General features: G+C 27.0%; 27 protein-coding genes. 15 read left to right on the forward strand and 12 right to left on the reverse strand.

The features are described 5' to 3' along the window. The first annotated feature begins 2 nt into the window (after window positions 1–2). Genes serC through AVBRAN12642_RS02625 form a run of 6 tightly spaced genes read left to right on the forward strand, consistent with a single transcriptional unit; the run spans window position 3 to window position 4,505 of the window. The gene (serC, locus tag AVBRAN12642_RS02600; protein WP_214116563.1) at window positions 3–1,079 is read left to right on the forward strand and encodes a 3-phosphoserine/phosphohydroxythreonine transaminase; all 1,077 of its coding nucleotides are present in this window, start codon (window positions 3–5) and stop codon (window positions 1,077–1,079) included. Further along, window positions 1,076–1,780 (forward strand): type II secretion system protein, encoded by a 705-nt coding sequence (locus tag AVBRAN12642_RS02605; RefSeq protein ID WP_336606882.1) that lies wholly within the window; start codon window positions 1,076–1,078, stop codon window positions 1,778–1,780. The genes serC and AVBRAN12642_RS02605 overlap by 4 nt, the downstream gene beginning before the upstream one ends. Before the next feature lie 8 nt (window positions 1,781–1,788). Continuing rightward, a complete protein-coding gene (locus tag AVBRAN12642_RS02610) occupies window positions 1,789–2,724 on the forward strand; it encodes a prepilin-type N-terminal cleavage/methylation domain-containing protein (RefSeq protein ID WP_336606883.1) in 936 nt (311 codons plus the stop codon). Further along, window positions 2,721–3,149: a hypothetical protein gene (locus AVBRAN12642_RS02615; protein ID WP_214150038.1), complete on the forward strand. Its 429-nt coding sequence runs from the start codon at window positions 2,721–2,723 to the stop codon at window positions 3,147–3,149. The genes AVBRAN12642_RS02610 and AVBRAN12642_RS02615 overlap by 4 nt, the downstream gene beginning before the upstream one ends. A 10-nt stretch (window positions 3,150–3,159) precedes the next feature. Then, window positions 3,160–4,158, forward strand: coding sequence for a hydrogenase expression/formation protein HypE (hypE, locus tag AVBRAN12642_RS02620; protein WP_336606884.1), 999 nt, complete (start codon window positions 3,160–3,162; stop codon window positions 4,156–4,158). Beyond that, a complete protein-coding gene (locus AVBRAN12642_RS02625; RefSeq protein WP_336606885.1) occupies window positions 4,158–4,505 on the forward strand; it encodes a hydrogenase maturation nickel metallochaperone HypA/HybF in 348 nt (115 codons plus the stop codon). Before hypE ends, AVBRAN12642_RS02625 begins: the two co-directional genes overlap by 1 nt. Before the next feature lie 2 nt (window positions 4,506–4,507). Here the strand turns inward: AVBRAN12642_RS02625 and AVBRAN12642_RS02630 are convergent, their stop codons facing one another. The 3 genes from AVBRAN12642_RS02630 to rsmH are packed head-to-tail and all read right to left on the reverse strand — an operon-like array spanning window position 4,508 to window position 7,666. Then, window positions 4,508–6,472: an FUSC family protein gene (locus AVBRAN12642_RS02630; RefSeq protein WP_214116576.1), complete on the reverse strand. Its 1,965-nt coding sequence runs from the start codon at window positions 6,470–6,472 to the stop codon at window positions 4,508–4,510. After that, window positions 6,459–6,761, reverse strand: coding sequence for a hypothetical protein (locus AVBRAN12642_RS02635; protein ID WP_214116578.1), 303 nt, complete (start codon window positions 6,759–6,761; stop codon window positions 6,459–6,461). Before AVBRAN12642_RS02635 ends, AVBRAN12642_RS02630 begins: the two co-directional genes overlap by 14 nt. Beyond that, window positions 6,761–7,666, reverse strand: a complete 906-nt coding sequence (gene rsmH / locus AVBRAN12642_RS02640; protein ID WP_214150036.1) for a 16S rRNA (cytosine(1402)-N(4))-methyltransferase RsmH — start codon at window positions 7,664–7,666, stop codon at window positions 6,761–6,763. The genes AVBRAN12642_RS02635 and rsmH overlap by 1 nt, the downstream gene beginning before the upstream one ends. Window positions 7,667–7,730: 64 nt before the next feature. Between rsmH and AVBRAN12642_RS02645 the strand changes: the two genes are divergently transcribed. The 4 genes from AVBRAN12642_RS02645 to ftsZ all read left to right on the forward strand — a co-directional run bounded on the left by AVBRAN12642_RS02645 (window position 7,731) and on the right by ftsZ (window position 12,374). Then, entirely contained in the window at window positions 7,731–8,228 is a 498-nt protein-coding gene (locus tag AVBRAN12642_RS02645) for a hypothetical protein (protein WP_214116582.1), read from the forward strand. Window positions 8,229–8,295: 67 nt separating this feature from the next. After that, the gene (locus AVBRAN12642_RS02650; protein WP_336606886.1) at window positions 8,296–9,771 is read left to right on the forward strand and encodes a SurA N-terminal domain-containing protein; all 1,476 of its coding nucleotides are present in this window, start codon (window positions 8,296–8,298) and stop codon (window positions 9,769–9,771) included. Then, the gene (gene ftsA, locus AVBRAN12642_RS02655; RefSeq protein ID WP_214116587.1) at window positions 9,768–11,186 is read left to right on the forward strand and encodes a cell division protein FtsA; all 1,419 of its coding nucleotides are present in this window, start codon (window positions 9,768–9,770) and stop codon (window positions 11,184–11,186) included. The genes AVBRAN12642_RS02650 and ftsA overlap by 4 nt, the downstream gene beginning before the upstream one ends. A gap of 3 nt (window positions 11,187–11,189) precedes the next feature. Next, window positions 11,190–12,374, forward strand: coding sequence for a cell division protein FtsZ (ftsZ, locus tag AVBRAN12642_RS02660; protein WP_214116589.1), 1,185 nt, complete (start codon window positions 11,190–11,192; stop codon window positions 12,372–12,374). A 356-nt stretch (window positions 12,375–12,730) separates the two neighbouring features. On the opposite strand, the gene AVBRAN12642_RS02665 is transcribed toward ftsZ, so the two are convergent. From AVBRAN12642_RS02665 to AVBRAN12642_RS02680, 4 genes are read right to left on the reverse strand one after another with little or no spacing between them, the layout of a single operon-like run. Continuing rightward, on the reverse strand, window positions 12,731–13,996 hold the full coding sequence (locus AVBRAN12642_RS02665) for an MFS transporter (protein ID WP_336606887.1): 1,266 nt from the start codon (window positions 13,994–13,996) through the stop codon (window positions 12,731–12,733). Further along, window positions 13,989–15,032 (reverse strand): NAD(P)-dependent alcohol dehydrogenase, encoded by a 1,044-nt coding sequence (locus tag AVBRAN12642_RS02670; protein ID WP_336606888.1) that lies wholly within the window; start codon window positions 15,030–15,032, stop codon window positions 13,989–13,991. The genes AVBRAN12642_RS02665 and AVBRAN12642_RS02670 overlap by 8 nt, the downstream gene beginning before the upstream one ends. 9 nt (window positions 15,033–15,041) lie before the next feature. After that, complete coding sequence (locus AVBRAN12642_RS02675; protein ID WP_336606889.1) at window positions 15,042–15,779, reverse strand: hypothetical protein; 738 nt, start codon at window positions 15,777–15,779, stop codon at window positions 15,042–15,044. 1 nt (window position 15,780) lies between these two features. Then, window positions 15,781–16,290 carry a rhomboid family intramembrane serine protease gene (locus AVBRAN12642_RS02680; protein ID WP_214116597.1) on the reverse strand — a complete coding sequence of 170 codons (510 nt, stop codon included), beginning with the start codon at window positions 16,288–16,290 and terminating at the stop codon, window positions 15,781–15,783. A 63-nt stretch (window positions 16,291–16,353) separates the two neighbouring features. Between AVBRAN12642_RS02680 and AVBRAN12642_RS02685 the strand changes: the two genes are divergently transcribed. The 5 genes from AVBRAN12642_RS02685 to AVBRAN12642_RS02705 all read left to right on the forward strand — a co-directional run bounded on the left by AVBRAN12642_RS02685 (window position 16,354) and on the right by AVBRAN12642_RS02705 (window position 21,329). Continuing rightward, a complete protein-coding gene (locus AVBRAN12642_RS02685) occupies window positions 16,354–17,091 on the forward strand; it encodes a (Fe-S)-binding protein (RefSeq protein ID WP_214116599.1) in 738 nt (245 codons plus the stop codon). After that, complete coding sequence (locus AVBRAN12642_RS02690) at window positions 17,088–18,518, forward strand: LutB/LldF family L-lactate oxidation iron-sulfur protein (protein WP_214116601.1); 1,431 nt, start codon at window positions 17,088–17,090, stop codon at window positions 18,516–18,518. The genes AVBRAN12642_RS02685 and AVBRAN12642_RS02690 overlap by 4 nt, the downstream gene beginning before the upstream one ends. Continuing rightward, complete coding sequence (locus AVBRAN12642_RS02695; protein WP_214116603.1) at window positions 18,511–19,167, forward strand: LutC/YkgG family protein; 657 nt, start codon at window positions 18,511–18,513, stop codon at window positions 19,165–19,167. The genes AVBRAN12642_RS02690 and AVBRAN12642_RS02695 overlap by 8 nt, the downstream gene beginning before the upstream one ends. A gap of 129 nt (window positions 19,168–19,296) precedes the next feature. Further along, window positions 19,297–20,097 (forward strand): glutamate 5-kinase, encoded by an 801-nt coding sequence (gene proB / locus AVBRAN12642_RS02700; protein WP_214116606.1) that lies wholly within the window; start codon window positions 19,297–19,299, stop codon window positions 20,095–20,097. 2 nt (window positions 20,098–20,099) lie between these two features. Then, window positions 20,100–21,329, forward strand: coding sequence for a glutamate-5-semialdehyde dehydrogenase (locus AVBRAN12642_RS02705; protein WP_214120358.1), 1,230 nt, complete (start codon window positions 20,100–20,102; stop codon window positions 21,327–21,329). A 9-nt stretch (window positions 21,330–21,338) separates the two neighbouring features. On the opposite strand, the gene rimI is transcribed toward AVBRAN12642_RS02705, so the two are convergent. From rimI to AVBRAN12642_RS02730, 5 genes are all read right to left on the reverse strand, one after another. Next, complete coding sequence (rimI, locus tag AVBRAN12642_RS02710; protein ID WP_214116611.1) at window positions 21,339–21,779, reverse strand: ribosomal protein S18-alanine N-acetyltransferase; 441 nt, start codon at window positions 21,777–21,779, stop codon at window positions 21,339–21,341. Continuing rightward, window positions 21,776–22,759, reverse strand: coding sequence for a DUF2156 domain-containing protein (locus AVBRAN12642_RS02715; RefSeq protein WP_336606890.1), 984 nt, complete (start codon window positions 22,757–22,759; stop codon window positions 21,776–21,778). The genes rimI and AVBRAN12642_RS02715 overlap by 4 nt, the downstream gene beginning before the upstream one ends. Before the next feature lie 535 nt (window positions 22,760–23,294). Further along, window positions 23,295–23,831 (reverse strand): aminoacyl-tRNA hydrolase, encoded by a 537-nt coding sequence (gene pth, locus AVBRAN12642_RS02720; protein WP_336606891.1) that lies wholly within the window; start codon window positions 23,829–23,831, stop codon window positions 23,295–23,297. Then, window positions 23,828–24,364 (reverse strand): 50S ribosomal protein L25/general stress protein Ctc, encoded by a 537-nt coding sequence (locus tag AVBRAN12642_RS02725; protein ID WP_214116615.1) that lies wholly within the window; start codon window positions 24,362–24,364, stop codon window positions 23,828–23,830. The genes pth and AVBRAN12642_RS02725 overlap by 4 nt, the downstream gene beginning before the upstream one ends. Window positions 24,365–24,423: 59 nt before the next feature. After that, complete coding sequence (locus tag AVBRAN12642_RS02730) at window positions 24,424–25,608, reverse strand: type IV pilus twitching motility protein PilT (protein WP_214116621.1); 1,185 nt, start codon at window positions 25,606–25,608, stop codon at window positions 24,424–24,426. Between the last annotated feature and the right edge of the window lie 7 nt (window positions 25,609–25,615).

The raw sequence follows: 25,615 nt of genomic DNA on the forward strand, positions 1-25,615 counted from the left end.
AAATGAGACAATACAATTTTAGTGCAGGACCATCTGAATTACCATTAGAGGTTTTAAAAGAAATTCAAGAAGAATTATTAAGTTATAAAAATAACGGCTTTTCTATTATGGAAATTAGTCATCGCTCAAGTTATTATGAGCAAATGCACAATGACGCTATTAAAGATGCAAAAGAGCTTTATGGAATAAATGATGATTATGAAGTAATTTTCGTTCAAGGTGGTGCTACTATGCAATTTAGCTTATTGGCTATGAATTTTAGCCTAGATAATAAGCCTTGTGAATACATTGATACTGATGTATGGACGCAAAAAGCTTGTGAAGAAGCTATCTTAGCTGGAGTAAATGCAAAAATCGTAGCTAGTTCAAAAGATAGTAAATATAATTATATTCCAAAAATTGCTTTAAATAATGATAGTTCTTATACTTATATTTGTTCAAACAACACGGTGCATGGAACTCAATATAAGCAACTTCCTATTTCAAATTCTCCTTTGATTGTTGATGCTAGTTCGGACTTTTTTTCTAAGAAATTAGACTTTTCAAATATAGGTGTTTTATATGGTGGAGTTCAAAAAAATGCTGGTATAGCAGGATTTGCATGTTTAATTATTAGAAAAGACTTATTAGAACGCAGTAAAAATAAAACTATGCCTAAAATGTTTAATTACAACACTTATGCAGATAATAATTCTTTATTTAATACTCCGCCTACATTTGCTATTTATGTATATGCAAAAATTATGAAATGGATTAAAGCTAAAGGCGGACTTGATGCAATTAATCAAGAAAATGAAATAAAAGCTAAATATCTTTATGATATTATTGATAATAGTAATTTTTACAAAGCTTATGTAAATAATGATGATAGATCAGTTATGAATGTTTGCTTTACTACAGGAAATGATGAATTAGACTTAGAATTTTGGAGTAAAGCTGCTAAAGAACACAATATGCTAGGTTTAAAAGGTCATAAAAAACTTGGCGGATTAAGAGCTAGTATTTACAATAGTGCTAGTTTAGAAAAAGTTAAAATTTTAGGCGAATATATGAAAGAATACGAAAGGGTTCGTGGATGAAAAAAGGCTTTTCATTAATTGAGCTTATATTTTCTATGGTTGTAATTGGAATTAGCTTAGCAGCTATTCCAAAAATAGTTAATGCTAGTTTAGAAGGCGATGAGATAGGTTATAAACAAGAATATTTTTATGAAGTAAAAGAGCTTTATGGACTTATTAGAAATCTACCTTATGATAATTCTAATATAGCTTATGATGAATACAAAACCAATAGCTTATTATCTCAATATATATTAACTCCTGCTTTACAAGGTAAGATAACTTATAAAGTTGATGAGTTAAATCAAATTAATATTAATTCAAGATATTATGCTACTTCATCAGGAAGTGCTGCAAATATCAATAATATTTCTATAAATAATCAAAAAAATGTAAGCTTTTCTAATGTTTTAGGTCAAAAGATAAATTATATATATGGTAAGTATTCAAAAATAGATTCATCTTATAAATTTGGTTTTAAAACCCCTATTGATTGTGCTATATCAACAAATAGTATATGTGGAGATATAGGCGGGACTAGCACAATGTATGTAGGTCAAATGCAGATTTTAGATGGAGCTAATCCTATTGTATCATTTGATGTATTTTTTAATAAATTTGGAAGATTAGATAGTATTTATAGCCAATATGCAATGAAGACTAGTGATACCACTTGGGATAGCACTAATGAAGCAAAATTAAAAAATTATTTAAGTTTATAAGGAAGTAGATGAAAAAGGCTTTTACGATAATAGAATTAATTGTTGTTATTGTTATTTTAGGAATAATTGCAGGGCTTGGTATTGAGATTATTAAATTTTCTTACGATAACGAACAAAGAGTTAGAGCATTAAATGAACTTGAGCTTAAATCTCAAGCTACTATGGACTTTTTAACAACACACCTAAACAATGCCATTAAAAATAGCTTTAGACTTAAAAAAGCTGAAAATTCTGAATGTGTAAATTCTGTAACTGATTGTAAGTTTGTTTTTAATATTGAAGATGATTCTTTAAAGAATGATTTTAAGATTTTTGAATGGGCTAGAATTGCTATTATTGATAAAAAGCATAATAAATGGGACGGGCTTAATGAAACTAAAAGTGTTGTTCATGCAGCTGTAAATGATAAAGCAAGTTGCTATGATGGAACAAATTATTTTAATTGTTTTTCTCATAAGCAAAAAGGTATTAATACTAAAATTATTAATTCGTATTCTTTAGGAGATAAGTTAGGCGTATATTTTTTAGGGGATAATATAGCAACTTCAACTTCTTTTATGGAAAAAGATTTGTATGATTTAGAAATAGCTGAAAGAAATGTTGGTAGTGGTAAGAAAGAAGATTATGCAAAAATTGAACTAAAACTAAGTGATAAGATTTTTACAATTAGTAATGTATATGTATTAGTTGATAAGATTGAAGGTATTAAGTTTGAAGATGGTGAATTAAAATATTATAGTTATGATTTTAAAGATAAAAAACCAAATTTCGCAACAAATACCATTGATAAAGTAACACTTGTAAATAATGTTAGTGATTTTATTATTAGTAATAATAACGGCGTTACTAAAATTAAATTATGCTTAGAAGTAAATGATTTGCCAGGTAGTTTTATTACTAAAAAGACAAGCCTTAAAGTTTGCAAAAGTGGGGTAATAATATGAAAAAATCAGGTTTTAGTATGATAACTGCTATTATATTTATTATTTTAGTAAGCGTTGTTGGAGTTTTAACCTTGCAATCATCAAAAAGCACCGTATCATTTGCAGCTAGAGCTTATCTTAAAGAGCAAGTTGAACTTATAATGGACGGAGCTAGAGCAAAGGCATTAAGTAGATGGTTTGAATCAGGTGATCCTATAGTTAATTCAGGTATTATGTCAAACGCAAAAATAACCGAGAATTACTATTACCCTAGTAATAGTGATAGAAAATATTTAATCACAATAGAATATACAAAAGTTGATAGTTCTAAAGCGTTAAAATTTGATAAAAACACCGTTTTAGCAAGAATTAGTGTTGAGACAGGAGAAGCTTTATCAAAAGTAGCAAAAATTAGATTAGTAAGAGATTACACAATAGGAAATTAAAGGAAATATTATGCAAAAGCAAGTTTTATTAAGCTATGGTGGTGGCGGAGATGAGATGAATGAGTTTTTAAATAATTTTATTTTAAAACATATTCAAGCTGATAATTCTCAAGGACTTAGCGAAGATGCTGCTGTTTGTGATGGTTTTTCTAAAATTGCTTTTTCAACTGATTCTTTTGTGCTTGACCCAATTTTTATTAATGGTGCAAATATAGGTAAAATCGCAGCTTGTGGTTCTATAAATGATGTTTTGATGATGGGAGCAAAGCCTAAATATCTTACTTTAGGTCTTATTTTAGAAGAAGGTTTTTTACTTGATGATTTAGCAAAAATATTAAATGATTTATCAAATACTGCAAAAGAATTTGAAGTAGGAATTAAGTGTGGGGATTTAAAGGTAGTTCCTAAGGGTAAGGCTGATAAGATATATATAAATACAACTTGTATAGGCGATGCAAATGGATTTATTAATAATAATAAAATTAGCACAAAAAGTATTAAAGAAGGCGACGCTATTATAGTAAGTGGTGATTTAGGAAGGCATGGAGCTTGTGTAATGGCTTCTAGATTTGGTTTTAACTACGATATTATGAGTGATGCAAAATGTTTATATAGTGAAGTAAGAGATATTTTAAAATACGATATAAAATGTCTAAGAGACGCTACTCGTGGTGGTTTATCTAGCGTGTTAAATGAATTAGCAAAATCAAGTGGCTTGGAATTTATAATCAATGAAAGTGATGTTAGTATAAGTGATGGGGTTTTAGGGCTTTGTGAATTATTAGGATTTGATGCTTTAGAATTAGCTAATGAAGGAACATTTGTTTGTATTTGTTCTAAAGAAGATGCGCAAAATGTATTAAAAGAATTAAAAAAATATAATGATTTTGCAAATATAATAGGTGTAGTGCATAAGTCAAAAAGCCCATCAGTAAAGCTTAATAATAGCTATGGTGGAAGTAGGATTTTACAAATGCCAAAAGGCGAATTATTGCCAAGGATTTGCTAATGCATGAAATGGCAATTGTTAATAATCTTTTAGATGAGTGTGAAAGAATTAAAATAAATAATAAAGCTACAAAAATTACTAGAGTAAGAGTTAGCATAGGTAGACTTAGTGGGGTTGAAGAGCATTATTTTAAAGAAGCTTTCAATGCTTTTACTAGCGATAATAATTCAAGTTATTACAATGCTAAATTAGAAGTAGTTTTAAAAGAACTTGAACTTTTTTGTAAAGATTGCAATTGTAGTTTTATTCAAAATAAAAATGAGTTTTGTTGTAAAAATTGCTCTAGTAATAATGTTGAGATTAAAAGTGGCGATGAATTATTATTAGAGCAAGTTGAATTAGAGTAATTTTAGTTATCAATTAGGTATTTATATACTATATCTTGGCGTTTTGAGATTTGGTTTATAAAATACTTAATTCTCTCATCGTTTGTTAGAATTTTATCATCTATTTCATCGTAAAAATAATAAGGCAAGTCATTACTTATATTTTCCATCATTTTAAATCTAGTGATTAAAATTCCAATATCTGATTGTTCTTTTAATTGAATTTTATTATATTTTGAATATAAATACTCATTTAATGATATACATAAGTTATTCATTTCCAAAACTGCTTCTAGTAGTCTAATTTGCTCAATTTTATTATGTTTGTTTCTGCTTTCATATAAAAGGTTTTTAAGGCTTTTAATATTTAATAAAATTTTATTTTCATAATTTAAATAATCTTCTTTTTTAATAACAGCACTTAAGAAGTTTTTAAGATTATTTATTGCGTCTTTTAAAGTAGGTTTTATATCATCTTCGCTTTTGCTAGGCCAAAGATACGAAAAGGTATAAACTATAAAAAATGCTACAATAAAATCAATTAATCTATATACAAGTAATCTTTCATAATCAAGTCCTAAACTCGCAAATAAAATAGCAAGATTTAGCATAATAAAAATAGTTGCTATAAAATATGGAAAATGCTTAAAATATATACAAGCAAAATATGATAAAAATAGCACTACAAAAATTAATTTTGAATGTATTGAAAAAATAATTAAAAGTCCTAATGCAAAGCCTATGAGTGCTGCATAAATGGTTTCTTTATTATTAATTGTAGTTGAATTGATAGTTTCTTTAAACATTGTAAAAACACCCATCGCTATCCAAATTCCGTGGTCAATTTTGAAAAATAATGCTAAAAATAATGAAAACGAAGTTGCTAATGCAACTTTTATTGAGAATTTAAAATACTTATTATCAAAATGAAACTTTTCTAAAATAGTTTTAATTGTGATTTTTTTATCTTTTGGTTTTAAGGTTAATTGTTTTGCTCCACCTTGTTTAAATAATTCAAGCTTGTAATAAAGAACTTCTACTAAGGTGCATAATATTGGTAAGGTATTTAATTGTTTTAATCTATCAAGGCAAAATGATTTGAGATTGACTTTTTCATCTTTAAATATCTTTTTTAATTCTTCAAGATTAAAAATAATTTCATTTTGAATATTTTTTATATGAGCATTTTTTGAATTTTGTTTAAAAAATGTCCTTAGTGAAAATAAAGCAAGTGCTATTTCTTCACACTTTAGCAAATAAAACATAGCCATTTCTTGGTGTCTTATAAGGCTTGAATCTTTTATATTTACTGATTTACTTTCAAAAAGTCTTTTAAATTCATTAATCCTTGTTACGAATAAATTTTGCCACATTTCATATTTGCTATTTGTCATATTTTCACTCATATAAATCAAATCATTTAAAAGCATTATAAAACTTCTTCTAGTAAATCCACCATAAGTATAAAATGCAAATGTTCTAAAAATAGTTGCTACGCAAGAGCCAATTAATGTCGCATAAAATACTTCTAAAGAATCAAAATTATTTAGACTAGCACTAATTAACATAGCCATAACAAGTAAGGTTGCATATATGCCAACTTTTAGTGCGTCTTGTGAAATTGCACCTGCAAAAATAACAGCGAAAATCCAAATAAAACTAGGAATTGCCATAAAAAAATCAAGTTTGATTAAATAAGGAACTACTAGAGCAAAAAAACAACCAAAAAAAGTAAAAGCTAGCAAATATAATATTTTCTTAGTTCCTACCGAATTAAGATTGTTCATATAAAATATAAAAACACAAGATAAAACACTAAAAATAGTATAGTTTTCGTGAATTGTAAAATAGCTTATGATTAAGCAAATAGCAAGTCCAACGCAAGCTTTCATAGCGTATAGTAATGAAAAATTACTAGGGTCGTATTTATGAAAATACACTTTTAATTTTTGATACGAATTAATAAAATATTGTTTATTTAGTTCCATATTGCACTTCAAAATAATTTGTAATTTTATTTTTAAATTGTAAAGCTTCTATTTTTCTTTTAAGCTCTTTATTTTCTTCGCTTAATACTTCTCTTTTATCTTTTAATTGAGCATAAACTTTACTTGATTCATAGAGTTGAAGTCTAACCCAAACTAAGCTAATTGATATAATCATTATTATAAAAAATAATAATATTAGCCTTTTGTTAAAACCTAAAATAGAATAATCTTGGTATTTATTTATTAGTAATTCTTCTTTTTCTTCTGTACTTGTTCTTATGTTTTTCATTATTTTAAATAAAACGCTCTAAGTTTTGCACAACTTGACCTAGAATTATATTTTATTTCTTCTTTGCTAGGTTCAATTGGTTTTTTAGTAATAATTTTTCCTAAGGAATGGTTATTACCACATTCACATCTAATTGCAAATTCATCACAAATGCAATTATTTGCCCATTTTTTAAAAGTGTCTTTTACTATTTTATCTTCTAAAGAATGAAAAGTAATTATACAAATTAGACAATTTTTAAATTCTTTTAGTTGCTCTAAAAATCTTTTAAGCACTCCTAATTCATCATTTACTTCAATTCTAATTGCTTGAAATATTAAAGTTTTTAGGCTTACACTACGATTGTTTAACTTTGCATTTCCTATTATTTTACTAAGTTCTTTGCAAGAGTTAATAGGTCTATTTTTGATAATATTTGAAGCTATATCAGAAGCTAGTTTTTCTGGTAATTCTGCGTAATTTTTAAAAATTTCACTTAGTTGCTTGTTAGTATAGGTATTAATTAGAGTTTTTGCATCAAAATCTTTATTTTTATCCATTCTCATATCTAATTCACTAGAATCAAAAGAAAACCCCCTATCATCTTTATCTAATTGCAAACTAGATACTCCAATATCTGCTAATACACCTTTAATTTCATTTTTGTTATTAATGAAAGAAAATATATTTTCATAATTTGTTTTATAAATTTGAATATCTACATTAAATTCTTTTAATTTTTCTTTAGAATAATTGATGGCTTCTATATCTTGGTCACACGCTATTAGATTTAGTTTATTATTATTTTTTAATATAGCACTAGCGTGTCCTGCATAGCCCAAAGTCGCGTCAAGATAATAACCATTATCTAAATCTTTAAATAATTTAACTACTTCATCTTTTAAAACGGGAATATGAATTTGCAAATGCTTACCTTGTAATTTAATATTGTATATATAATAAATAAAACTTTTTAACAAGGATATAATAATGTTTGCTGAAATCAAAAAATACGCAAAAATAATGTATGAAAAAGACTTTATATATGGACTTAATGGTTCTATATCTTCAAGATTTGAAGATAATGCGTTTTTAATAAACAAAAATACAATATTTAATGATGATAATTCATTCTTTATTAAATTATTATTAAATGAAAATTATAAACAATATGATGCTTGTAAATATGTAAAATTACATTCAAAAATATATAATTCTTTTTCACAAGCTAAAGTGATAGCCGTAGTTTGCACTAAAGATATAATGAAAATATGCAATGGTTCAAGTTTGAAATATCAAAATCAAAATATTTTTATAGAAAATGAATTAATTTTGCAAGATATGAATGTTTTAATAGATAAATTAAGAAAAAATAAATCTAATTTTTTAATGATAAAGAATTTTGGATTATTGATTTTTGATAGAGATTTTAATGGTTTATTTTCTAAAATTTTTGATATAGATTTGCAGGCTAAAATTTCTTTATAAATTAAATCTTTGTTAATGCTTATAAGATAGGATTTTTCTTTAAAAACACTTGAAATTAGGATAAATAATGATTACTTGGATGCAGCGTCATAAAAAATATTTAGTTGTTACAATTTGGATTAGCGTTATAGCATTTGTTGGTGCAGGAACTGTTGGTTGGGGTAGTGTAGATTTAAATAGTTCAAGAAGCAAATATGTAGCAAAAGTAGGAAATTTAGGCGTAACACATAAAGAATTTAATGATAAATATAGCGAATTATTTTATATTCAAAATCAATTATCTAATGGTGAATTAACAGAAGAACAAGCGTTAAAATTAGGACTGGATAAACAAGCATTAGTGGAATTAATAAGAGAAAAATTATTATTAAATTATGCTTATGATTTGGGATTTTATGCTAGTGAAGAAGAAGTTGTAAAAACAATAGCTAGCTATGAGTTATTTAATAAAAGTGAAGAAGATAAAACATTTGATAAAAGTAAATATTTAACATATTTGAAAAATTTAAGAATGAGTGAAGCAGATTTTGCTAATCAAATCAAAAATAAATTAGAAATTTCTAAATTATTAAAATTACTAGTAGTTCCAGCAAACAAAGAAGAATTAGAAATCGCAAATGCTAGTTTAAATATGCAAGATGAGATAAATTTAAAAATTATAGATTTGTCTAAAGAAGAAGATAAAATCAAATTAAGCGAAGATGAATTAAAGTCTTATTGGCAAGAACATAAAGATGAATATAAAACTGAACTATCATATGATTATTCTGTATATACATTAAATCCTAATTTAGACAATTTAATTGAAAGTGATATGAAAGCTTATTGGGAAAATAATAAATTTAATTATAAAGATGAAGAAGGCAAAATTAAAGAATATGAACTAGCATTAAATAATGTTAAGATAGATTTTGCTTTAAGTTTATTAGAAAAAGAAGCTAAACTTGATTACATTAAGTTAAAAAATAATGAAATTAAATTCCAATCAACTACAAATCAAAATGCTTATTCTGAATTAGTTTTACAAAATAAAGATTTAAAAGTAGGTGAAATGAGTAAGCCTTTTATTATGGATAATAAATATTACATAGTAAGACTTGATAAAATAAATCAGCCAACTGCTTTAGAATTTGAAAAAGCTAAAATGATGGTAGAAGAAGATTTAAGAGAATTAAAATTTAAAGAATTATTGTCAAATACAGGTGAAGAAGAATTAAAAAAAGATAAAATTAATGGCAAAAATATAGGTTTTATATCTAAAGTTTCTAAAAATAATACCGATTTAACGGATACAGAATTTTTTACATTTGTGAGCGAGTTATTTTTGAAAAATACTAAAAAATCTTATGTGCTTTTAAATGATAAAGTATTAGTATATGAAATACTTTCTCAAAAATTAGTTGATAATACAAGTGAAAAGAATAATACTGATTTAAGTAATGAGTTGAAAAATATTAATTTTACTCTTATGCTTGATGATTTAATAAAAGAATTAGATAAGCGTTATGAAATTAAAAATTATTATAAAGGTAGTGAATTTTGAATATTTTAGCTATTGATCTTGGTTCTAGTTTAATAAAAGTAGCTATTGTTAGTTTTGATGGGGAAGGTATCAAAGTAGTTAGTGTTGCTAATACACAAACTTACGGAATTAAATCTGGAAAAATTACAAGCATTAATGACGCAAGTAATTCCATTAAAAAAGCAGTAAATAAGGTTAAGGAAAATTTAAGTATTAATATAGATAAAATTGCTGTTTCTGTTAGTGGAGCTTATACAAATTCTGTAACCGGATATGCTGACATAAGGCTAGATGCTAATGGCTCGGCAATTACGATTAAGGATATAGAAAAAGCAATTAATGCTGCTAGAACATCTGCAGATATTCATAGCGATCAAATTCCAATTCATATACTGCCTTATAGATTTAGAGCGAATAATACTGATAATATTGAAGATCCACTTGGTATGATGGCTTCAAGCTTTAGATTGGAAGCTAATATTATTACTATGAATAAAAATGATTATGAAAATATAAAGCAAATATTATCAAATGCTGATATAAAAAACTATGTTTTAGTATCTTCTATATATGCTAATTCAATTTATTGTTTAAATAACGATGAAAGAGAAAATGGTGTTGCTATCATTGATTGTGGTTCGCAAGTATGTGATATTGCAATATATGCTTATAATTCAATTATATGGATGTATTATTTTCCTTTTGGTTCTTGGCATATTACAAGCGATATTGCTAAATATCTTACCGCTAGCAATGAGGTTGCAGATAAAATTAAATTACAATTTTCTTTATTTAAAGATGAAGAAAATAGCACTCATGTAGAATATTACAAAACCGGTTCTCAAACTCTTGATAGAGTATCTGTTGAATCAGTTTCAAAGTGTGTAAATATGAGACTTACAGAAATGCTTGAATGTATATATGCTAGCATAGATGATAGTCCTTATGAGAAATTTTTCTCAAGAGTAGTTTTAACTGGAGGTTGTTTTAAAATAGACAATATGGCTGAAAGAGCAACTCCTAAATTTAACAATAAAGCCGTAAGAACCGTTATAGAAAAAAATAGCGTATTTTATGGGGATAATGAGATTTTTACTATGCCTGAATATACATGTTTATTAGGCCTATGTATGTATTCTTGTGGTTTTCATACTAAATATGAGCTTAATTCTAGTGGTGTTTTATTAACTAGACAAAAAACCACAGAATTAGAAAAAATCATAGATTTTTCGGTAGATAAAGAAATAGAAACTAAAAACAATACTTCTTATTACACAAATATAGATGTTAAGGAACAAAAATTGCTTAAGATTGAAAAAAATGACAAAGATGAAGTATTAGAGTCATTAAAGATTAGTTCTAATGAAGAAAAATCTGAAGGCGTTTTTGCTAAATCTTGGAAGAAAGTTTGTGCTTATATAGAAAGGATATTTTAAGAAATGGATTTTGATATTTTAGGTGATAATATAGATTTTAAAGTAATGGAGAGTGAAATGGATTGCGGCGTTAAGATAAAAGTAATTGGTGTTGGTGGAGCAGGTGGAAATATGATAAATCATATTGTAGAAACTTGTGCTAGTTCTTTAAAAGTTGATATTTCTAATGTAGATATTATGATTGCAAATACTGATATTCAAGATATAAATAGGTCAAAAGCAAACATTAAAATACAATTAGGACCAAAGAAGACAAATGGTCGTGGAGCTGGTGCAAATCCTGAAATAGGTAGAATTTCAGCTGAAGAAGTTGAAGATGAAATTAAAGAACGCTTAGCAGGAACAGAATTATTATTTATCGCCGAAGGTCTAGGCGGTGGAACTGGCACTGGTGCAGGTCCAGTGATTGCTAAAATTGCAAAATCTTTAGGCATACTTGTTGTTTCTGTTGCTACATTCCCATTTAGTTACGAAAAAGCTAGAATTAAAGCTGCTGAAAAAGGATTAGAAGAGCTAAAAAAAGAAAGCGATTGCGTTATATTAATCCAAAATGATAAGTTAAAATTAGTAGTTCCAAAAACTTTAAATACTAGAGAAGCTAACAAATTTGCTAATGATGTTTTAGTAAATGCTGTAACCGGCATAATTAAAATGTTATTAATTGAAGCTGATACTAATATAGATTTTGCAGATGTTACTTCTGTTATGAGCCATCGTGGAACAGCACTTATGGGAATGGGAAGAGCTGAAGGTGAAAATGCTATTAAAGAAGCGTATGCAAATGCAATTGATTCTCCATTATTAGAAAATTATACAACTAACCTACAAGATGCTAAAGCTATGATAGTATTTTTTAGCTATGGTGAAAATATTCCTTTCTTCCAACTTGTTGAGACAATGGAAGAGATTTCAAATTCTAGTAACGAAGATTTAAATGTATTCTGCGGACATGTATTAGATACTAGCTTGCCAGCTGATGCTGTTGAAGTTACTATTATAGCTACAGGTTTTGATGAAACAAGAGCACAAAAAGCTAAAATTGAGCAAGAGAGCAAAAAGCGTGAAGAAGAGTTAAGCTATAAAATAGTTCAACCTGAAATGCAAAAAGTAAGTGGCGGAACAATAAAAGTAGATTATAAAACTAGAGATTTTAACGAACCTGCATTCGTTAGAAATGGTCAAGATTAATATAAAAAATTGGCTTAAAATGTTGCTATAATTTTATTTATGGGGGACAAAATATCCCCCAAATGTCCCCGCAATATTTTTTGCATATATTATTTAAAAAGATTTTAAAAGTATTTCAAAGCCGATTTAATGGGCTTTTATAAAGATTTTGTAAAGTATGTTGTAAAGGTTTTTTAAAAGCATTTTATGAAATGTAAAGCAAAAACTCTTATTTTATACACTTTGTAAAGCACTTACATTTTACAAAAATCAAGCTTAAATAACGAGCACATAAAGCTTTCAACTCATTTTATATCACTTACATTCTTTACATAAGTTTATATAATAAAAATCTAGCAATGATTAAAAACCCATTGCTAGATTTTTTTTCTAAAAGCAAAATAAATTAAGATTAATTGTAAAAATGCTAAAAATAGTATTAATTTTATAGAATTTAAAAAGCCAATTTCGTAATTATTATTAAAAATTATAGATATTATCATCACAGCATAGCTTCCAAAACTTTGTTGAAAAGTATTTATATAATTATTTGCATTTGTTTTATCTTTAGAAATTTTTATAGAGTAAGAAATTAAAGCACTCATAGATAAGCCTTGTGCGAAAGCATAAATTAAATAACATATTGAAAGATTTAATAAGGTTTTTTCTTCAATATTTAATAATAAAATATTTGCAATTATTATGATAAAAATACCTAGCAAACTTAATTTAAAAGATCCAAATTTATCGCTTAAATATCCGCTTATTGGAGATAAAATAGCAGCAATTAATGAGCCTAAAAGCATTACTTTACTAGCTTCAAAATTATCATAATTTTTACTCATAATTAAATAATTCGGCAGTATTAATGAGTAGCTTAAAGCAAAAAACTGCATTAAAAATACAATTAAAGTAGATGAGAAAAATTGCAAATTCTTAGCACTTGCAATAATTTTGCTTTTATTTAGCATAAAAATAATTAAAATACTAAAAAATAAAATATAAATATATTTAATACTTATAGCAACACTAATTACTAGCAATACAATTAATATATATTCTTTTAAGTCTAATTTATATTTTGTTCCAAGATTTGGAATATTTTTAATTCCTAAAACAAAGGCAAAAACCAAAAAAGGTGTTAAAAATATAAAAATATCTTTAAACTTAAAATATTTCATAATAAATCCACCATAAATTGGCCCAAAACCAGGTGCAGTCGCTACTAAAAATATACAAAATCCCATCAAAAATCCGAAGTATTTTTCACTAGCTTTAAAAATTACCATATTAAACATAAGTGGTAGAGCAATACCTGCAGCAATTCCTTGTAAAAATCTAGCAAAAACTAAAATATAAAACTCACCTGCGCTTGAGCAAATTATTAGGCTTATTAAAAATAATAAATTAGTAAAAATAAAAAGTTTTTTAGTATTTATTTGATTTACTAAATATGAGCTTAGTGGCATTGTAAGTGTGATTGCTAGTAAAAACATAGAAGTAAGTAAAGAAGCTTTATTAATATCAATATTAAAAGTTTGTATTAAATAAGCAAAAGTTACATTTAAAGAAGTTTCAATTAATACGCTTAAAAATGATATTAAGCCTAAAGATATTAGGCTTAAAATTAGATTTTTATTCATTAAAATCAATTACATATCTAAAAGAATTTGAATTATTCAATAAATCATCATAAGCTTTATTAATTTCATTAGGTTTTATAATTTTAACTTCTGGATAAATTGAGTGTTTTAATGAAAATTCAAGCATTTCTTTAGTTTCTTTAATGCCACCTATTAATGAGCCATAAATTTTCTTATGACTTACTCTAATTAAGGCATTTAGACTAATTGATACTTGTTCGTTTATTGGTGGTAAGCCAACGATTGCCATTTCTCCGCCGTATTTTAAAGCTCTTGCATACGCTAAGACATCGTATTTACTTGGAATTGTGCTAATTATTACATCAAATTTTTTATCAACCTTATTAATATCATTATAATAATTACTTGCTCCAAGTTTAATAGCTGCTTCTTTTTTAGTATCGTTTCTAGCTATTACACTAACATTTGCACCCATTGCTTTTGCGTATTTAAAAGCCATTACACCCAAGCCCCCAAATCCTGCGATTGCTATATCCATACCTTTACTAACTTTAGAGAATTTAAGTGGAGAATAAGTAGTAATTCCTGCACAAAAAAGTGGAGCAATTAGTTTTAGTGGAGCATTATTAGGAACTTTAATTGCATAGTTTTTATGAACTTTTATATAATTTGAATATCCGCCTTTAGTAATTTCTGAATTATTAAAATAATCAACACTATTATAAGTCCAAACAGCACCTTTTTGACAAAATTGCTCATTTGAGTTTAAACAAGCATCACATTCACCACAAGAATTAATCAAACAACCAATTCCTGCGTAATTTCCTATTTCAAATTCTTTTACATTTTTACCGATTTCAACTACTAAGCCAACTACTTCATGACCTGGAACTATAGGATATTTTGTAGCTTTCCATTCATTTTTAGCAGCGTGAATATCACTATGGCAAATCCCACAATACATAGTTTTAATCAATATCTCATCATCTCTTAAAGCACTTCTTTTAAAAGTAATTGGCTTAAAATTAGCACTTTCATCATAAGCTGCAAAGCCTTTAGTTATAATTTCACTCATATTTTTTCCTTATTTGCAAGTTAATTCTAAAGTAGCGTTTAGTTTAAAATTACTATCTTTTTCTATTGGTGTATCATCGTATTTGTAATCAGCACCTAATATTTGATTTTGTGCTATTTCATAATGTTTTATTGATTTTATTTCACAAATTTTATTTGTAAGATTAGAATATTTATCTTTTATACCTATAGCTTTTTTAAATATTTCATCATACAATTCTTGTTTTATTATGCTTATTTCTTCTTTACTAACTGATAGATTTAAGGCAGGAGAATTAATTGTAATATACTCATTATTAGCTAGTATGTTATCTATATCTTTTAATAAATTCTTATAGTTTTGATATTCTTCTTTTTTAAACTCACATCTTAAAGCAGAATCAAATTTATAACCATTTGGAATATTCATTCCATCTTGATAGGCTATATTAGGTTGTAATATATAGCTTCCACCTTCACATAAATTACTTTCTTTTACTCTTTCTAATACCTTAGAGAACAATTCTTCTATTTCATTCTTTTCATTTTCATTTAGATTTTCTTTTATACTAAGTTGTTTTGTCATAGTAAATTTTGGATTTGAAATATAAGAATCATAATTTAATCTTTTTTCTACTTCTATTGTTTGCTCAATAACAATTTCATCTTTATTTATTAAATACTCATAAATTTTAGTAGATATTAATCCTAATATAAAGAATATAAATAAACTAAAGCATAAGCTAAAACCTTTTAAAAAATTTTTCATTCTATCTCCTTAAAAAATAAATTCCATAAGCATAGATTATGCCAAAAATAGCACCAAAAATATGAGCCTGCCAAGCAATATTTTGAAAAATCACAGCAGAAATTATACTAGTTACTACAATAGCTATTAAAAATCCATTTTGTCTTAAAATAATTGCAGCATAGCCCATTAAAGCACTAATAGCTCCACTAGCTCCAAGTAAAATGAAATTATAATATCCCATATTTATCATTAAATAATAATACCCCAAAGATGAAATAATTGCACCTACAAAATATACAATTAATAAGTGTTTGATATTTAAAAATCTAAGAATTTGAGATAGCATAAAAAGCATTACCATATTCATAAAAATATGCTCAAAATCTCCGTGCAAAAACGAGTAGGTAAAAAATGTATAAAAATCACTTCCATAATAAAGTGCAAAGTTATTTATAAATACAGATTTACCAAATAAAAATTCAAGTAAATAAATCAACACATTTAAAAAAATAATCGCATAAAAAACCATTTTAACCCTTTAATATTTTTAAAGTTATATAATAAATTATCATTTTATTAAAAAGGGTTAAAAATGCAAAAAAAAGTATATTTTTATGCGACCTGTCTAGCAAGTGCTGCTATGCAGAATACTATTTTAAACTCTATTAAGCTTTTAAGAAGTGCTGGAGTTGAAGTGATTTTTAAAAAAGATCAAACCTGTTGCGGTCAGCCAAGTTATAACACAGGATATTTTAAAGATACTAAAAAAGTAGCTTTATATAATGCCGAATTATTTAGTGAAGATTTGCCAGTAGTAATTCCTAGTGGAAGTTGCGGTGGTATGATGAGCCATGATTATGTTGAGCTTTTTAAAGACGATGCAAATTATGAAAAAATTAAAAAATTTAGCTCAAAAGTAATAGAACTTAGTCAATATTTAGAACAAATCGGATTTAAGATAGAAGATAAAGGAGAGCCTATTAAGGTTACTTGGCATAGCAATTGCCACGCTTTAAGAGTGCAAAAAAGCATTGAAGCTTCTAAAAATTTATTAAGAAGTCTTAAAAATGTTGAATTAGTTGAGCTTAAATATGAAGAAGAATGCTGCGGATTTGGTGGGACTTTTAGTGTAAAAGAGCCTGAAATCTCAAACGCTATGGCAACTGCAAAAGTAAATGATATAGTTGAAAGTGGAGCAAAGGTTATAATTTCAGCTGATGGTGGGTGTTTATTAAACATTCGTGGAACTATTGCAAAAATGGGTCTTGATATCAAAACTTATCATTTATATGACTTTTTAGCTGCTAGAATGCAAGGAGAAAAGATATGAAAAATCATAGTGAATTAATTAAAACTAAATTAGCTGATAAACAAATGAGAGAAAATGTAAGCTCTGCAATGCACGCCTTACAAGATAGAAGAAAAAACCTAATAAATGCAAAATTTCAAGATTGGCAAGGGCTTAGAACAAAAGCACAAAAAGCTAAAAATAATGCTTTATATACCTTAAAAGATAGGGTATTAGAATTTGAAAAAAATGCTACAAAAAATGGAATGAAAGTGCATTTTGCAAATACTAAAGAAGATGCTTGTGAGATAATTTATGAGCTAATGATGGAAAAGAAAATCAGTAAAGTCTTAAAAGGCAAATCAATGGCTAGTGAAGAAATAGGCTTAAATCACTATTTAGAACACAAAGGCTTAAATGCAATTGAGACTGATTTAGGAGAGCTGATTTTACAATTAGGTAATGAAACTCCTGTTCATATAGTTGTCCCTGCAATTCATAAAAATCGTTATGAAATAGGAGAATTATTTAGCGAAAAATTAGGCGTAGCTAAAGAAAGTGAGCCTGAAAAATTAAATGCAATTGCTAGAACTCATTTAAGAAATGAATTTGAAGGTTTGCAAATGGGAATTAGCGGGGTAAATTTTGCAATTTCAAGTGAAGGTGCTATTTGGCTGATTGAAAACGAAGGCAATGGTAGAATGTGCACAACTGCTCCAACTATTCATGTAGCAATTTGTGGAATTGAAAAAATAGTAGAGAGTTTTACTGATGCAGCTACAACTGATACATTATTAACTCCATCTGCTACAGGACAATTTATCCCTGCGTATAACAATATTATTACAGGCCCTAGAAAAGCTGATGAGCTAGATGGTCCTAAAGAAGTGCATATAATATTATTTAACAACCATAGAACAAATATTTTAAGTAACGAAGATTATTATGAAGCATTACGCTGCATTAGATGTGGTGCTTGTATGAACTTTTGTCCTGTGTATGATAAAATCGGCGGTCATAGTTATGATGCTGTTTATCCTGGGCCAATTGGAGAAGTTATATCTCCGCAATTATTCGGTATGAAAGAGCATGGAGATATTTTAAGTTTATGTTCTTTATGTGGTCGTTGCTCTGAAGTTTGCCCTGTAAAAATCCCACTTGATAGTATGATTAGAAAATTACGCCGTGATAAGATAGGTGAAGCTGGGGACAATGCTCCACTAGGTGCAAATGAATTAGAGCATAGTGCAATGGAAAGCTATGGATTTGCTAAGTTTGCTGATATTGCTACAAGTCCAAAAATGTGGAGAGTTGCTATTGGTAACGCAAGTAAGTTTAACTGGCTATTACAAAGTCTAGGAACAAGCCTACCTGTGCTTAAAAATTGGGCTACTTATAAAGACTTACCTGAACTTAAAGGAAATATTTATAAAGAATTAGAAAACTTAGAAGGAGTTTCTTATGAATAAGAGAATTGAAGAGATAAGCAATCGCTCAAGAAATCAGATTTTAAATGCAATTGAATGTGGTGTAAGACACGAGTTAAATGATAAAAGTATAGACCCAAGTGTGCATATAAAACAAAGCGATAATCCTTTAGAAGAAACTAAAACTAAAATGAGTGAAAACAAATTTGAAGTTCATGAAGTTAGTGGCTTAGACAATGTTTATGATGAAATAAACAAAATCACAAGCTCTTATGGATATTCATCTTTAATTTATCCAAAAAGCCTAAGTGCTGATGTAGAAAAAATAAATGCAAGTAAAAAAGTTTGTTTTGATAAAAGCGTAGAAGAATTAAGAAGTGAAGTTTTTCATAGTGATTTTTCAGTAATTGATGTAGAATTTGCTATTAGCTCACATGGGGTTGCTTGTATAAAATCAAGTGCAAATCAACCAAGAATGCTAAGCCTTGCTCCAATGCTTTGCATTATGCTACTTGATAAAACAAAAATTGAGCCTTCACTTGCTAGTGGTCTTGCTAGAATAAAAGCTGAAAATGAGATTTTACCTACTAATATTTTATATATTGCAGGTCCTAGTAGAACATCTGATATTGAGCTTGTAACCGTTTTTGGAGTTCATGGAAGTCAAAAAGTTCATATAATATTTTACTAAAATTTACCCCTAATATTAGGGGTAAAATATTATTATTTTATATTCTAATCATTTTAAATTCTCATTTGTAATTTTTATATTTAAGCATTAATTTAAAGTATTTAATATTCTTCTAAATAAGGGGAAAATATGAATGAGAATTTAAAAATTAATTTAAAAGATAGCAAAAGAATTGTAATCAAAGTTGGCACTTCAACTCTAACTTATGAAAATGGTAATTTAAACTTAGGATTAATTAATAAGTTAGCTTGGGTTTTAGCTGATTTGAAAAATCAAGGAAAAGAAGTTGTATTGGTTACTTCAGGTGCGATTGGGGTTGGTTCAAAAAAACTTGGCTTTAAGCAAAGACCTACAATTACTATGGAAAAACAAGCAGCAGCAGCAATAGGTCAAGCAGAGCTTATGCATATTTATCAAAACGCATTTGCTAATTTTAGTTCATTTGTAGCACAAGTTTTACTAACTAAAGATGATTTTGAAATAGAGCAAAGAAAACAAAATACTGAAAACACTTTAAATACTTTATTAAAATACGAAATTATCCCGATAATTAATGCTAATGATACTATTTCAACTTATGAGATTGAATTTAGTGATAATGATAGCCTTTCAGCTAGTGTTGCTTGTCTAATCAAGGCTGATTTGTTAATAATCTTAAGTGATATAGACGCATTTTATACAGCAAATCCTAAGAACAATCCTAATGCAAAAAGAATTTCTTATGTAGAAAAAATCACAGATGAGATTATGCAAATGGGCGGAGATAAAGGTAGTGAGTTTAGTATAGGTGGTATGAAGACAAAATTACAAGCTGCAAGTAATTGTGCTAAAAATGGTGTAAGAATGGCTATTTTAAACGGCTCTAATCCTATGAATATTAGCGAGTTAATTAGTGGTGCTGATATAGGAACTATTTTTGATAAGGAGTAAAAATGATTGATATTTTATGCAAGAATGCAAAAAATGCAAAGACTAAATTAGCTAAGCTTAATTCAAGTATTAAAAAAGAAGTTTTAAATTCTTGTGCTGATGAAATACTTGCAAATATTGATGGTTTATTAAAAGCAAACCTTAAAGATATTAATGATAATTCAAATCTAAAAAGTGCTTTTGTAGATAGATTAAGACTTAATGAAAATAGAATAAATAATATGATAAGCACTTTAAGAAATGTCGCTTTACTTGATGATGTAGTGGGTAGGGTGGTATTTGGAAAGACTTTAGAAAATGGTCTAAAAATGCAGCAAATTAAGGTGCCTTTAGGAGTAGTTGCTATTATTTTTGAATCTCGTCCTAATGTTTGCGTAGATGCTTTTGCACTATGTTTTAAGAGTTCTAATGTAGTGATTTTAAGGGGTGGAAAGGAAGCTTTAAATACTAATTTATTTTTAGTTTCAATTTTTCAAAAGGTATTAAAAAGGTTTGATTTAGATGAGAATTTCGTTCAGATTGTAAGTGATACTAACAGGGATTTAGTAAAAGAGCTTTTAAGGGCGAATGATTATATAGATGTGGTAATTCCAAGGGGTAGTGCTAGTTTGATTAATGAAGTTAAAAATAATAGCCTAATTCCTTGTATTCAAACAGGAGTAGGGAATTGCCATATTTATGTTGATTATAATGCGAAAATAGATGATGCTATAAATATTATAAATAATGCTAAAACTCAAAGACCAGGTGTGTGTAATAGTGTAGAGACTTTACTCATTAATAAAAATATAGCTAGTGAGATTTTGCCTTTATTAGAAAGCAAAATGCCTAATGTAGAACTTAGAGTTTGCACTAAGTGTGAGAAATTTTTAAAAAATTATAAAAAGGCAAACGAGAGTGATTGGGAAGAAGAATTTGAAGATTTAATACTAGCTATTAAAATAGTAGATGATATTAATGAAGCTATACTTCACATTCAAAAATACAGCACAAATCATTCAGAAGCGATAATTTCTCAAGATTATACTAATATTAATAAGTTCTTAGATGAGATTGATTCAGCAGTTTTATATGTAAATGCTAGCACTAGATTTAGCGATGGTGCGGAATTTGGCTATGCGGCTGAAATAGGAATAAGCACTCAAAAACTTCACGCAAGAGGTCCTATGGGATTAAATGAATTAACAACTACAAAATATCAAATCATAGGAAATGCTCATATTAGAAAATAAACTTAAAGCCTAATTTTTAGGCTTTAATATAAGCGTCATTTTAATACCATCTTCATTGCTATAATAATTTTTTAAGATTTTTTCTTCTTTAAATTGAAGTTTTTTATATAAATTAATAGCATTTATATTGCTTACTCTTACTTCTAAAAATATCTTTTCTTTATTTAATACTTTAGCATTATTAATTAGTTCTTCGCATAATTTTGTGCCTATTTTTAAACCCTTAAATTCATCTTTTATCGCTAAAGAATATATTCTAATACTATTTTTATAAGTAAGCTTCATAATATATCCAGCTACTTTTTTATCACATAAAAAAATAAATATATTTTCTTTTTTTATGTGATATAAGAAATTATTTTTACTTAACTTAAAACAATCATTTTTAAAACATTCTTCTTCAATTAGCAAAAGGTCTTTTAAATGAGTTTTAGTAGCTTTTATAATCATAGTTTTTGATATATTGTGTATTTTGGTATGATTTTTTCTGGACGATATGACATTTTAACTTTTTTTAGGTTTTCAAAGCCCATATCATCTCCTACATTTATGTATTTACAATCATATTTTTCTTTTAAAACTTTTGAAAACTCTCTAAATATAAATTGAGCACAACCTAAAGTTTCAAAATCAGTTTTTTCAATCAATACACTTGCTGTATCGCTACATATTTTTTCGCCTATTGTAAAGCCTTTTAATTCATCATCAATATAAATTACTAAGCCATCTAGTCCTAATGTCTCGTAATCTTGTAAGCATTTTTTAATCGCTAATCTTTCTTGATAAATTCCATCTAAAAACGCATCTACTTCAGCTTTAGGAACATATTTAATCCTATCGCTTACCCATTTATCAAAAAGCATTTTTATATCATCGCTATGTTTTTTACAATCTAATGTCTGTAAAAAATAATTTGGATATACTCTTTTAAATTTATTAATTTCGGTTCTTTTAGTGTGATAAGCATTACCCCTAAGCTCTATTAAATCATCGCTTACATATATATAATCTGCTAATTTTTTTTCTATTATATAATTATCTAGTGAGCTAAACATAACTTCACCTTCATTTGTATGGGTAATAAATCCTTCTAAGAAGTTATCACAAACATATTCAATTTTAGAGTAATATGTAGAAGTATTGTTTTCATTCATAATCTTAAAGCATTCTGGTATGCTATCATAACAATCTTGAGGTTTTCCTAGTGGTGGTAATAACATAGATAATTCTCCACCATTCATAACAAATAAGCAAAATGTATTATTGATTATTGAATAAAATCCACTAGCTTTAGAAAGCCAAATATAGTTCGCACAAAATGAATAATCACTGACATTAACATCAAAATCCTTTAAGTATTCTTGCATAATTGGTTTTGTTTTTAAGTCAAATGATTTTAGTGTATGTCCTTGTAGTTTTATCTCTGCCACTTTAATCCTTTTTTTAAAAAAATGTCGCGATTATAGGTTATTAAAGTAACTTATTAGATATAATCAATTAGCTAAATTAATTATTTTCTAAGTGTTTTATAAATAGTTCAAATTAGAGAATTTGTTAATTTTTTACTTTTATATTTTTAGAAATATATGTAGATTTTGAATATGTTAAGTTTTTTATAAATTCTATTGTTGTGATTTAATCATATAAGTATATTTTTAAATTCATAAAATTAACTTTTTAAACATTTATAAATATTTAATGAGTATTTTTTCAATGGAATTCATTGATAAATAATTTTATATTTGTAATTTAATTTATCTTATTTTGAAAAATTTTGTTTTTAAATAAACATTTTAAATAGGTTTTAAGTATGATTTATTTTAAGTCTATATCACGATTATTATAAATTGTAATTTATTTATGAGTTTGGCAAAACTACAATAACTAAAATATTAGGCTATTTAAATACATATTTGTATTATTAATTATTTAAGAATAATGATTTTATTAATTATTTGAAAGTGTTTAATTATGAAATTTATTTTGAGTCTTTAATATATCATTGTCTAAAAGATATTCTAAAGCGTCTTTTGAATAATTTAAGAAGTTTTCTAATTCTTTTTTTTCATCTTCATTAAAATTGTCAAGAACATAATTAATAACTTCATATTTTAAATCAGGTTTTCCAATTCCTAATCTAATTCTTTCATAATCATTACCTATAAAGTTATCTATGGATTTTAATCCATTATGACCACCAGAACTACCACCTTTTTTAATTTTTAGCTTAGAAAAATTTATATCCATTTCATCGTGGCATACAATTATTCTTTCTGGTTTATAAAAATCTACGACTTTCTTTACACTTTCCCCTGAATTATTCATATAGGTTAGTGGTTTAAGTAGTAATATATTTTGTTTTTTATAAAGTTCTCCATTGCAGTTTAAATTTTGTTTAGTGTAAGAAGAGTTAAGTAATTTATCAATTAACATAAAGCCTAGGTTGTGGCGAGTATTTGCATATTTCTCGCCAGGATTTCCTAAGCCTACTACTAAAATCATCTAGCTTTTTCAACTCCAACAACAGCTACACGACCAGCGTCAATAATTTTTACATTATCAGCAACTTTAATATCTCTTACTAATAAAGCATCACCAACATCTAAATCAGTTACATCTAATTCAAAGAAATTAGGTAAATTTTCTGCTTTACATTTTACTTTTAAGCGGCGTTTTGATTGAATTAATACACCTTTATTTTTAAGACCTTTTGCAGTTCCTACAACTTTTACAGGAACCATATAAAAGCTCTCAACACCTTTTAGTGCTATTTTTAAATCAACGTGTTTAATTTCGCTAGTTACAGGATGGTGTTGATAATCAACAATTACAACTTCATAAGTTTTACCATCAACACTAACAGGGAAAATTAATCCGTCTTTTTTACGAACTTCTTTAATAAATTCGTTTGTTTTAAATACCGCATGGATATTTTCAACGCCTTTGCCATAGATATTAGCAATTAGCATACCATCTTGTCTAGCAGCTTTAGCTGACTTTCTACCAATACTCTGTCTAATTTGTCCTTCTAACATAAAATGTCCTTTCAAAAAAAATAAGTGTGAATAATACTATAAAAAGTTTAATAAAAATATTATTCTTCTTGAGAAGCAAGTTTAAATTGAAAACCAGTGCTTACATTAGATGATGATTTTTTTGCTTCTCCAAATTTATAACCATCAATTAATACTTTCAAGTCATTTGCATTACTTGCTTTATCATACGCTTCTTCTTCTGTAATTCTTCCTGATTTATATAGCATTAGCAAATGTTGGTCAAAACTTTGCATTTTCATTGTGCCTTCTTTTAATACATCGCCTATTGAGTTTTCTCTACCTTCTAAAATAAGTCTTTTTATACGCTCATTTCCTCTTAAAACTTCAATAGCAGCTGTTCTTTTTCCATCTGTGGTTTTACATAATCTTTGAGAAATAACAGCCTTTAATACTCCAGAAAATGAACTTCTAATTCTGTTTTGCTCTTCTTTAGGGAACATTCCTAAAACCCTATTTAATGTTTCTTGTGCATTAATTGTGTGAAGTGTGCTTAAAACTAAGTGTCCTGTTTCTGCTGCGTGCATTGCTACTTCAATGGTTTCTAAATCTCTCATCTCACCTACTAGAATAATATCAGGGTCTTCCCTTAAAGCTGCTCTTAGTGCATCTTGAAAGCTTAAAGCATCTTGTCCTATAGCTCTTTGATTTACTATTGATTTTGCAGGTTTATATTTAAATTCAATTGGGTCTTCAATAGTGATAATATGTCTATGGTAGTTTTGATTGATATATTCAATGATTGAAGCAAGTGTAGTCGTTTTACCACTACCAGTTGGTCCAGTAACTAATATTAATCCCCTTGTTTCTGTTGTTGTTATATCTTTAATAACTTCTGGCAGTTTTAATGCTTCAAAACTTGGCATAGTATCAGGGATTGTTCTAAAAACAGCACTAGGTCCATTCATTGTAAAAAATAAATTCACACGAAAAGAGCCTTTGTATTTAAATTTATCTTTATTTTTAGGCTCATAAGAGAAGTCTATATTTTTATTATCTACAAATCTTGTAAAATCTCCCCTTGTTAGGGCTTTACATAAATCTAACATATCTTCTCTTGATATAATATCAGGTGCTATTTCGCTAATTTCTCCATTTACTCTACCTTTTGGATTTAGGTTTGAGCTAAGGTGTAAATCACTTCCACCAACTTCAATTAAGGTATTTAACCAACCATCTAAATTATCTCTTAATTCCCAACGAATATTTTCTAAATCTATTTCCATTAATAAC

Source organism: Campylobacter sp. RM12642 (assembly GCF_020137635.1).
Classification (GTDB): domain Bacteria; phylum Campylobacterota; class Campylobacteria; order Campylobacterales; family Campylobacteraceae; genus Campylobacter_E.